Source organism: Paenibacillus xylanivorans (genome assembly GCF_001280595.1).
GTDB classification, from domain to species: domain Bacteria; phylum Bacillota; class Bacilli; order Paenibacillales; family Paenibacillaceae; genus Paenibacillus; species Paenibacillus xylanivorans.
In genome coordinates this window covers 97,348-108,353 of sequence record NZ_LITU01000023.1, presented here as the reverse complement: position 1 = coordinate 108,353, position 11,006 = coordinate 97,348, and the positions used below count along the sequence as shown (strand labels likewise).

Below are 11,006 nucleotides of genomic sequence, written 5' to 3'. Positions count from 1 at the left end.
TTCTGGGAATCCCAGAAGATGAGATTGGCATTCATGACAACTTCTTTGATCTTGGAGGTCATTCTCTGAACGCAACCATCCTTACATCCAGAATTTCAAAGCTGTATGAAGTGAATTTTAGGTTGGAAAGTTTTATTAAGGAGCCTTATATCGCTGGGATAGCAAAAAAAATGGAGCATCTGGACAGAGGCGTCGTCAGCGAGATTCGACCTGTAAAAAGCCTGGAGCGTTATCCTCTTTCAGCAGCACAACGCAGGATGTTGTTTATTCATCAGCAATCACCTGAGGATATTAGTTATAATATGTCAGGCGTTTTTCAGATTAAAGGCCATGTTGACTTACAGTGCCTTGAACAGGCTCTCACATTACTGACAGACAGGCATGAAATCCTACGTACTTCCTTTCATTTACATGAAGGCGAGTATACACAGGTTGTACAGTCAAATCCAGAGATTCATTTTGAGTTCCTGAAATCCAACGATCAACCGTCTGAATTAATACGCTCGTATATTCGGCCTTTTGATCTTGGACGAACGCCTCTATTTAGAACTTTGATCGTCAAGCAGTCAGAAAATAAGTATCTGTTTTTGTTCGATATGCATCATATCATTGGTGACGGGTTTTCCATGCCGATTTTAGTTGAAGATCTCTTGCGGTTGTACAATGGGGAAAGCTTAGCTCCAATTCAGCTGCATTATAAAGATATAGCGGCATGGCAGGAAGACAGGCTGACTTCTGGCACATTGTCAGATCAGGAGAACTATTGGATTAAGAACATGCAGGGACAGTTACCAGAGTTACATTTGCCGGTTGATTATCCGGATCAGAACAAGCATCAGACCTCTGGTGGTACCGAAAGATTAAAATTAGATTCAATGTTAAGCAGTGAAATCAAAGAGTTTTGCAAGAACGAGAATGTCACCTTATTCATGTCTATGATGACTACTTACTATGTCTTGCTCTATAAATGGATCGGACAAAGAGATTTGATCATTGGCACACCTATTGCCGGCCGGACACATCCGGATATGGAAAAGGTTCCAGGTTTATTTGTCAATACGCTGGCTATGCGTCTGTCCGTTCAACCTAAGCAAACCATTAAACAGCTTCTGACAGAGGTAAGAGAGTTATGTCTAAATGCCTATCAAAATCAGGACTATCCATTCGATAGACTTGTAGACAGACTCTCCGAAGTTCATCAGAAAAAAGTCCAGCTGTTTCAAACCATGTTCCAACTGGAAACCAGCTTCGGAGGAAAAGGAGTTACGGACTTTGAAGTAACACCGATTCCTTTTGACGGGGCGTCCAGCAAGTTTAAATTGACCTTTTCTGTAGAAGACTATCAAGACACATTATCTCTCCGTATTAAGTATGATAGGGATGTTTTCAAGTCTTCCACGATCAGAAGACTTCTCGATCAGTATTTGGAAATTCTTACTGTATTACTGAAGGATAGCGACCTGTCCATTGAAGATATAAGCCTCGGTCATGCTGCTCATGAATTGGCTGTATCTAATATGGAGGACATTGATTTTGTTTTTTAACCATATTGACCGAAGAGAATGCTAAATTTTCTCCGGTCATCCATCTTAAACGGGGTGAGCATCACTGATAGCTAAACTGTTTCCCTATATCCTTCGCTGGAAAGGCTGGTTTGGTCTTGCTGTATGCACATTAATCTTGCGAACGGTTAGCGATATGACATTGGTCTATTATCTGAATAGGATCGTGACGGCACTTTTGAATAAAGACAACAACTCATTAGCGCCTTTGGCAATTATTATTTTTTTATGTGCATTCATAGGAGTTGTCTCAATCATGATAGGCAGATACTCAAGTACAATGTACGCTGTCAAATGTACAACAAAAATACGTGATGAACTGGTTGCTTCTGCTGCTGATATGTCTATTTCCCGAAAAGGGAACTACACTTCGGGGCACTCTTCTACGGTCTTTTCATCAGATACTTCTGACGTACAAGAGTTTTTGGAAATTCATCTGCCGAATCTGATATATCAACCCTTAATCTTTATCTCTTCACTAGTGTACTTAAGTCTGATTGATTGGCAATTTCTCCTGCTAGTTTCCTTTATTGTTCCTCTTTCTTCATATGCAGTACAAAAAATATCGAAGCCAATAGAACGAGGTACCAAGGAATCTCAAAGAGTCTTCGGATCAGCAAATAGTATGGTCGGAGACCTGTATTACGGAGTCAAAGAAATTAAAAACTATAATCTGGCAAGCTACTGGATTGAACGGTATAAACACTTAGCAGAGAAAGTGCTGATAAAGCAGCTTGCTGTTTCAAGATCCCGCTCATGGATACGTGGAGTGACGGTTGCGGTGCAGAGTATACCTTTTATTATCTGTTTGTATTTTGGGGGACAAAGAGTGCTGCAAGGGGAGATGCGTGTGGAAGACCTCCTAATCTTTATCTACTTGCTGAACTATCTAGTTCAACCTATAACAGTGATACAATCAGCAGCGGCTCAGATTCAGATAACAAGAGCAGCTGTATCACGTATCTTTGACATGATTGCTACTGTACCAGAGCAAGGAAACAAACAGGTGAGAAAAGCGATTGAGAGTAATCCGACTGTCAATTTTAATAATGTGACTTTCAGTTATGAGAATGGAGCAGAAGTGACAAAATCAGGATCTTTTATAGCTAATAAAGGAAGCATCACTGCTCTTTGCGGAGCTAGCGGAAGCGGCAAAAGCTCTATATTTAATTTATTATGCGGGTTTATTCAACCGCAATCTGGCAAGATACAAATTGCAGGTAGGAGCATAACGGAGACAAGTATTGAAGACTACCGCAATTCCATTGCCATCGTTACACAAGAGCAATTCCTGATTCCCGGGACGATAAAAGATAACATCGCCTTGGGTGATCCTGACGCTAGCGACAAAGAAATTATAGAAGCTGCAATTATTGCCGGAGCAGATGAATTTATTCAATCATTGCCGTACAGCTATGATACACAGATTCAGGAAAGAGGAAAAAACTTATCAGGGGGACAAATGCAGCGATTAGCCATCGCCCGTGCATATCTAAAAAAGGCTCCGGTTTTATTGCTGGATGAACCCTCTTCCGCCCTTGATGCGCAATCAGAAGCCAGCTTATGGGCTGCACTCGCTAAAATGAAAGAAAGAATGGCAATTATCGTCATTACTCACCATTTGTCCATGCTTCGTCATGTAGACCAAGTGCTCTATCTAAACAAAGGAAAATTGCATCAGGGTAAAGATTTGGAAGGTTTGAAGATGAAGGAAGTCAACGGAACAATGATACTGCCTTCTGGTGAGGGAATGAATATATGAGAAAATACTTTCGACAATTCCATGATTTATTCGTTCTCCTACAGATTAGAAAAAAAACAGTTGTCCCCTACGCCATAGGAATTATTATAGATTGCTTGCTTACTTCGGCTGTAACAGTATCCATGGCATTTGGGCTGCAAGCGATTGTTGATGCCATTGTTAATGAACAAACAGCACGCTTCTGGTCGGGACTATCTATCATTACATTTGGTTTTTGTGTAGCTATCCTAGTTTCCCCTTTCTTTGCTTATATAACTTGGAAAACGATTAAACATTGGTCTTACGAGATGCGTAATCAATTGGTTGCTCATCTGATGCGTATGCCACTTCTTTATTATGATCGGAATCATGGTGAGAGCGTGCTCTCATTATTTACAAACGACTTGATTATCGTTGAAAAAACATTGACAGATCGATTGCGCAACTATATTTACTACCTTGTTTTAGGCATAGTAACGATTGGTGCCATGATGTGGCTCAATATGCGATTAGCCACCATATTGATTTTAGTTAACGGAGGCTTGCAATGTATTAACGTTCTTTTAAATCGGCGTCTAAAGGTGCAAAGTGATAAAGTACAGGCTTCGAAAGCCATTCTTTCTGAACGATATATCGATATTTTTCATGGGACCATCCTTATCAAAATGTTTCCGAAAAGCCAATATTTGCGAAGAAGGTATGAGCAAGGTGCATCTGAATTGGTTTCGGATACGACGATATTTAGTGGACTGGCAGCTATCAGGGATGGTATTAATGCTCTCTCCGGTTTCATTGGCTTTGGCGGATTACTAGTGGCTGGCGTTTTTCTGATTGCTGACGGTAGACTTGATCTGGGGACACTCATGGCATTTATTCAATTGCAATTTAACATCAGCTTTGTTCTTGTGCAGTTAGGTACTCAATACTCCCAGGTGATTCAAGGAATTTCCGGCGCAAAGCGAATCAGAGACTTCCTGTCTGAAGTACCGGAAAAGGACCACGGAAAAGGGGCGCTTGTAGCTACACAAAAGCAAATATCTTTTCATCAAGTATCCTTTCAGTTTGAAAATAGCAACCGAGGCATTAAGAAGGCCAGCTTTACTATATCAACGGGACAAAACGTGTCTATTGTTGGTGCCAGTGGCAGCGGCAAAAGCACGATTCTGAAACTATTACTCGGTTTTTATCGTCCTACAGCCGGAAACATTACACTTGGCGATATGGATTTAGAAGAAGTCCAGCCTTCCATCCGCAATGACCTGATGGCGCTTGTTTCCCAAGATCCTTACATTTTTCCTGGCACTGTCGAAGAGAACATTCGTTTGGGTAACATGCAGGAAGATATTAACCAAATATATGAAGCAGCCAAGAAAGCTAATGCTCACCAATTCATTATGGAGCTGCCGCATGGATACCAGACTCTCCTTGGCAATGGAGGAGCCAGTCTATCAGGCGGGCAAAAACAACGTATCGCTATTGCTCGGGCAATCCTTAAAGCAGCACCAATTCTTATATTAGATGAAGCTACATCAGCCTTAGATGAGGAATCTTCCAGGATAGTCAGCCGGGCATTGGACCAATTCATGAAGGACAGGACAACGATCTCGGTAACACATAAGATTGATGAGACAGTGAAATCAGATCTGGTTCTCGTTTTTGACGGAGGCGAATTGATACAATACGGTTCTCCAGAAACGTTGATGAAACAAAAGGGAAAATATCGTTCGTTGTATAACGTCTATCACACTTCTTAATTTTTTTCAAGTGGTTTGAAAGGAAGAGACATGATCTATGAGAATATATTCATTTCCTCATGCAGGCGGTTCTGCTACGGTATATTTAAAATGGAAAAAATATTTTTCCCCCCTCCTTGAACTTCGCCCTGTGGAGTTGAAAGGACGCGGTTCACTTTTGGGAAGTCGTTGTTTTACAAATATGGATGATATGGTTGCAGATATTTACGAGCGAATAAGAACAGAATTAAGAGACGAACAATTTGTCCTTTTAGGACATAGCATGGGAAGCTTAATCGCATGGGAGTTGGCTAACTATATCAAGGCAAAGGAAGGTGTAAGTCCCTATCATCTCTTTCTTTCTGGTATGAAGCCGCCACATTTAAGAGTAAGAGAGGAGATACAGACTCATCGTTTAGGTCGACAGGCCTTTAAGAATTCGGTAGCTCGTTTAGGCGGGATGCCCATTGAGATGATAAAGGAAGATAGCTTATTTGAGCTGTTTGAGCCGATTTTACGAGCTGATTTTCAGATATGTGATACTTACCTGTTTGAAGGACCCATACAAAAATTAAACTGTGGAATTACAGTTTTTGGTGGGCTTGAAGATGAAATCTCTAGGGAAGAGTTAGAAGAATGGTGGCTTTACGGTGACTATTTCCAGCTTCATATGTATGATGGAGGACATTTTTTCATTGACCAGCATATTAAAGAGATTACACATATCGTAAATCAGACCTGTAGTTTAATGTATTATCCATGAATTGTTTCGAAATAAATAATATATCATTAAAATACATTATATACCTTTTTTTGTATTATTGTGTTAATCTAAAGTTGTAATGATTTTTTTAAGGTGGTGGAAAAATGACAACTGAGGCGCTGTTAACTTTAAAAGAAGTTACCAAGAAATACGGTAATCGAGAGGTCTTATCAGATATCTCAATTACGATTAGTCAAGGAGACTGTATTATTTTAAGAGGAAGTAATGGATCCGGAAAAAGTACGATGCTCCGGATCGTGAGTGGATTAATCCCAATAACTTCGGGACAAAGGTTGCTTAAGCACTCTAATTTACTAATTGGATATACACCTGACCGACTATCAAAACTAAGGATGACTTCAACTGAGTATCTGACACATATGGGAAGAATATCTGATATTCCTAAAAGAAATCTTAAAGACCGCATTAGGGAGTTGCATGAGTTTTTTAATCTTGAACAAAGTGATAGTTTGAAGATGACTCATTTCTCAAAAGGAATGTTGCAAAAAACCAATTTAATGCAAGCTATGATTAAAACGCCTGATGTCCTTGTATTGGATGAGCCCTTTTCAGGATTGGACAAAGAATCAACCGGACATTTGCTTCATTCACTGAAGAAAATAAAATCTCAAGGAACATCAATTTTGGCAGCTGTTCACGATCCGTTGTTGGCAAGTCAATTGGAGAGTAGAACGTACTGGATTCGGCAAGGGAGATTAACTAAGGAGGATGTAGATAGTTCTTCAGACCAGAAGGCTGCTTATTTTGAACTGGAAGGTGTTTTAAATCAGGACGTAGTGGATCTCCTTCCCAACTTGTTTCCAGATATTACGTATAAAACAGGTGATAGCGGCTATATGTTGTTTACCTTTATGCATAAAGATTATCGTGAATTTTTACCTGAATTTGTACATAAAGGTGGAGAGATCATCAGCCTAACAAGAAAGGAGCTGAGATAATGACTTCATTGATATCATTTTTACATACTTGTTTCATGCGTTCTTATCGCTATGGGCCAGCTACTTTTGTTTTTTTTCTAGGTATCATTTTTGTGTATAGTGTAGTTCCGAACCCTGTGATGGCCAGTTATGCCTTTTCCACAACATTTTTATTTATTGTTTCTGCAGTTATTTGTTATACGCTTATTGATATCGAAACGGCGAATCAGGAATCGGTAACTATGCTGCATAGTGGAAGTTTACTAAAACTTTATATTTCAAAATTGTTGTATAGCTGGATTTTTTCCGTTCCCCTAGCTCTATATGCTGTTTTTTTTCCAGCCATATTCCAAAAATTCGATAGAAATCCTAGCCTCGAAGAACTAAGCATGTCCCTCCTCTACCATGTTGCTTCATCTTGGTTGGGAATCGCTTTAGCTTGTTGGTTCAGTTCTAAATTTATTCGTTCCCGCGTAATGTCTTTTTTAATGTTAAGTGTTCTCATTGTTATTACGCTTTCTGTACAGGGAATTGAGAATTTTTTGCCTGATGGGTTGAAAAAAGCAATTGTATTGCTGCCTCCTCTAAACAGTACTATAAATGTGCTAGTTGATTACGAATCACAAACGCTGTTCAGCAAACTATCAGTAATAGGAGCATCATTATTATATGGTGCCATGCTTACTATGTTGTTTTTGTTCATGCTTCACAAACGAAAGCTGGATACAGCCGGACAATAATGAGCGACTCGAACTGACGGCAACAGTACAATGTGGCATCGAATGCGCTGAAGGTTAGTTCAGATGTGCAAGTCGGAACGTCCAACGATGCTGTAAAACCAAGCCGCGATGATGATTTAGAGCTGCGAAAGTTGAGTTAGTAACATATATATAACTTATAATCGAGTTTAAGAAATTCAGATTAATTAAGACAGTAGATCCTCATTTGGGCATTGACGTAAAATGATAATCTCAAAAATATATATACGGAGAGATTAAGTATTACTAAATAATGACTTCATTTACTTATTTATTGGGAAATGGGTAGGGAACAAAGTAAAAGGCGATGCTCACGAGAAATTCTTAATTTAAAAAAGTCACATTTACCTATTTGATTCGGACTCAAGCATCTATATAAGTTTAACTAAAGTTTCTCCACAACAAGCAAAGAGGCAGGGAAATCCTATACGTCTACTGAAATAGATAGTAAATCAAAGTAGACGGGTGAGGTACGAATGGAATAAGAACCAGAATTAGAACGCCGAATGAAGAAAGAAAAAGACCGAAGAATGTTCGAACGCTATCAGGCGGTGTATCTTTATACGCAAGGCAAGACACGAAAAGAGATTGCAACAATCATTGGACGAAACGAAAAGACGGTCTCCCAGTACATCCGAGCCTATCAGACAGATGGCATTGACGGCCTGCAAATGAATCATTCTCCTGGCGCACCGCGACGACTGACCTTCGAGCAGGAAGAGCAGTTCAAACGGATGGTGGTAGAACATCTTCCGCACGAAGCAGGATTCCCTTCCAAATTCAATTGGACACTTCATCTGACGGGGGAATACATTAAACGGGAATTTCAAGTGTCCTACTCCCTTCAAGGAGTTGCCGGTTTGGCGAATCGATTGAACCTTAGCTATACGAAGCCGACCTACACGCTGGCTGCTGCCGACCCGATCAAACAGCAACGATTTCAGGAAGAGAAATTTCCCGAATAAAAAAAACTCGAAATCGGGGAAATCGACCACCTTCTGTTTGAAGATGAGTCCATGTTCACTGACTACCAGCCCTTGCAGCACACTTGGTTTCTGAAAGGAAAACAGCGGATCATTCCCACGACAGGCAAACATCGGGGCGTGAAGCTACTCGCGACGCCCTCTCAACTATGAAACGGGACAGATTCATTGGACGGAAGATGAGCAATATAATTCCGAGACGTTTCTGGCCTTTTTTCAGCAGATTCTTTCGGCCTATCCAAGCGGCAAAATCACTATGGTGTTGGATAACGCAAGGATTCATCATGCCGATTGCTGCAGCCATTTCTGGAGGAGAACCGGGATCGGCTGGATTTGTTGTTCTTACCTGCGTATAGCCCACAATTGAAGTTTGTACGTTGCTCCATGAATTTGGTAATAAGGTGCAAGATGAATAACGTGAAGAGGTCTCTCCAAAAGTAATAACTTGACTAACGACACGACATAACGATTCGATCTAATAGAAGCTATTTCTCATTGAGTTGAGGAGTAGTCTTTTTTTGTGTCTTGGCAAGACCTGAATAATGTTAGAATAAGAAGAAGCATGATGTACGGGATGGGGAGAGAATGTAATATTAAAGTGCCTACGAAAAGTCAGGAATGGAGCCATGAAGTGCTCTATTTTTGACTTTTTTTAACATAATTTTCGAAAAATAACTTTAGTTAGTTTTTTCTCTGGCTTTGCGCCTATGTTTATGTCCGATTTAGATAGCGGTATGGAGGAGAAAACGACATGAGTACATGATTTCAAACAAGTAAGAAAATAACGTCTATTGTTTGTGATGGAGGGATCACCCACGCACTAGTGAAGTCCCAATCAGTGTAGTTGCTTTGCAACTTCATGTCGGCAGTCGATAGCCCCGTGCCTTTTCCGGTATCCACTTGCTCTGTTGTATCCCTGTCTAGAAGCTATTTTTAGGACTTAACCCATTACCAATCAATCCGCCTACATCACTATTGCCATTCACTGCTTCCGTAGCATAGGTATTGTCTATTTCTCCTCCAACGTTGTATCCGGCCAATCCGCCTACACTATCGACACCGATCACGGTTCCCATCATATAACTGTTACGGATAGTTCCACGGTTGTATCCCTCCACCGCGTAAGGGCTGCAATCCACGTTTGTTGGATAAATTCTGGAGATGAAGTCGGAGCGAGTGGTACGTGAGCTGTAATTCGAGTACGCTGGCACGTGATTTACGTGTGCTGGAGGATGGCGGGTATCGTACGGTGGATATGTTCCCGCATACGGTGAATGTGAAGTGTTGCTCACTGTTGGTTAGGAATGACTAATAGTTGAGGTGTATTGGGGTATACTGCAACGGAGCGGGAAAATCCCGCTTTTTTTTTGACTATAAGTTTAACTAGGGGCGGCTATTGATATTCGTCCTTTGTTGTACCCCTACCCAGTGCCTGATGAATTATTCATTGCATCTGAGCCGATGTTAAGGCTTGTCATACCCGCCTGTAATTTTTGTTAAATATCATCTGTACGCACAAAGAAAGCTCCAACCATATCGGCGGGCAAAACAAGGAGAGTGTTAGTTCTATTATTAATATGAAGATAGCTATGATACTATCAGAGAATGCTTTAGAAACTCCCCCTATTCTTCCAAGTATCCTACCTGCACAATGATTTGTTTCCCTAGATACCATCATTATAGCCTTCAATCTTCTTTGCTTGCTTATGCCCCGTTTTTCTTCATGAGAACGGGATATTTCAATTCTCATTAAAGACTTATTACACGTCTCAATTCCTCTCTACGCTCTTCGATTACAGAAAGAACTCAAGCAGTTCATGAAACTAGACAAACTGACTTCTGAGATGGTACATCGTTTGGTCGATAAGATTGAAGTACAGGCGGACGGCTCGGTAAACATTCATTATAAGTTTACCTCCACCGCCTTTCTTACGGCTTAAATTACAGTGACCGATACTCAAGTCATGTGGAGAGTGTAGCGATGTTGGAGAGAAGCTAAACATAAACAGAAGGGGTTCGAGAATTGATACATGATTCTCGAACCCCTTCTTGTTTTTGTTTCAATACCATCCATTAACTACAGTAGTCTAAACCTCCCAATCATCCCAGGCGGTAATTAATATACGTGCACAGCCGTACCAAGCACGGATTTGTTTTGTACGGAATTACCGGATAGATATACCTTTTGCAGATCAGGCAGCTGGCTTAGGGTCTCTATATTAGAAATGGCATTATTCTCGAGATGAAGCTCTTCTATGGCCTGCCAGTTACTCATAAATTCGAGAGAAGCCAAATTGCTGTCTTGCAGAGTGAAGGAACGTAGAGCGGACATTTTGGCAAAGTAAGGCATCATTTGGTCAACTTCAGTAACAGAGGTGTTGTTTATGCTGAAATATGGCTGCTCTAAGGTCAAATGCTCAAGTAGGCCGTTCTCTGCGGCCGATTTTTGTTCGAAATTCAGCCTACAATCTGAGCACATCAGAGATTTGATCTGCTTCAAACGAAATAAAGCATCGCTCTCCTTATAT

At 40.6% G+C, this 11,006-nt stretch carries 11 protein-coding genes and 1 pseudogene; 10 read left to right on the top strand and 2 right to left on the bottom strand.

Going from position 1 to position 11,006, the window contains the following annotated elements; translation table 11 throughout:
• The 8 genes and pseudogenes from AMS66_RS02635 to AMS66_RS34625 form a co-directional block, all read left to right on the top strand.
• Positions 1-1,544 (top strand): condensation domain-containing protein (locus AMS66_RS02635; RefSeq protein ID WP_236703099.1); only part of this gene is annotated, 1,544 nt, incomplete at its 5' end.
• 64 nt (positions 1,545-1,608) lie between these two features.
• On the top strand, positions 1,609-3,324 hold the full coding sequence (locus AMS66_RS02630) for an ABC transporter ATP-binding protein (protein ID WP_330219279.1): 1,716 nt from the start codon (positions 1,609-1,611) through the stop codon (positions 3,322-3,324).
• Entirely contained in the window at positions 3,321-5,057 is a 1,737-nt protein-coding gene (locus tag AMS66_RS02625; RefSeq protein ID WP_082350535.1) for an ABC transporter ATP-binding protein, read from the top strand. The genes AMS66_RS02630 and AMS66_RS02625 overlap by 4 nt, the downstream gene beginning before the upstream one ends.
• 37 nt (positions 5,058-5,094) lie before the next feature.
• Positions 5,095-5,799: a thioesterase II family protein gene (locus tag AMS66_RS02620; protein ID WP_053779310.1), complete on the top strand. Its 705-nt coding sequence runs from the start codon at positions 5,095-5,097 to the stop codon at positions 5,797-5,799.
• Positions 5,800-5,903: 104 nt separating this feature from the next.
• A complete protein-coding gene (locus AMS66_RS02615; RefSeq protein WP_053779309.1) occupies positions 5,904-6,758 on the top strand; it encodes an ATP-binding cassette domain-containing protein in 855 nt (284 codons plus the stop codon).
• A complete protein-coding gene (locus AMS66_RS02610) occupies positions 6,758-7,477 on the top strand; it encodes a hypothetical protein (protein ID WP_053779308.1) in 720 nt (239 codons plus the stop codon). The genes AMS66_RS02615 and AMS66_RS02610 overlap by 1 nt, the downstream gene beginning before the upstream one ends.
• A gap of 524 nt (positions 7,478-8,001) precedes the next feature.
• The gene (locus AMS66_RS02605; protein ID WP_053779307.1) at positions 8,002-8,460 is read left to right on the top strand and encodes an IS630 family transposase; all 459 of its coding nucleotides are present in this window, start codon (positions 8,002-8,004) and stop codon (positions 8,458-8,460) included.
• A 172-nt stretch (positions 8,461-8,632) separates the two neighbouring features.
• Positions 8,633-8,845: pseudogene (locus tag AMS66_RS34625) on the top strand (transposase); the annotation flags it as partial.
• A 553-nt stretch (positions 8,846-9,398) separates the two neighbouring features.
• Here AMS66_RS34625 and AMS66_RS32930 read toward each other — a convergent pair.
• On the bottom strand, positions 9,399-9,557 hold the full coding sequence (locus tag AMS66_RS32930) for a GLUG motif-containing protein (RefSeq protein ID WP_144424392.1): 159 nt from the start codon (positions 9,555-9,557) through the stop codon (positions 9,399-9,401).
• Between the two features lie 104 nt (positions 9,558-9,661).
• Here AMS66_RS32930 and AMS66_RS34300 point away from each other — a divergent pair, with 104 nt between their 5' ends.
• Together AMS66_RS34300 and AMS66_RS31495 are read left to right on the top strand one after the other, a co-directional pair.
• A complete protein-coding gene (locus AMS66_RS34300; protein WP_269084522.1) occupies positions 9,662-9,790 on the top strand; it encodes a hypothetical protein in 129 nt (42 codons plus the stop codon).
• Positions 9,791-10,214: 424 nt separating this feature from the next.
• Positions 10,215-10,418: a DUF4368 domain-containing protein gene (locus AMS66_RS31495; protein WP_330219278.1), complete on the top strand. Its 204-nt coding sequence runs from the start codon at positions 10,215-10,217 to the stop codon at positions 10,416-10,418.
• A 176-nt stretch (positions 10,419-10,594) separates the two neighbouring features.
• On the opposite strand, the gene AMS66_RS02600 is transcribed toward AMS66_RS31495, so the two are convergent.
• Positions 10,595-11,006, bottom strand: a 412-nt coding sequence (locus AMS66_RS02600) for a leucine-rich repeat domain-containing protein (RefSeq protein ID WP_144424391.1), incomplete at its 5' end; no start/stop codon positions are given.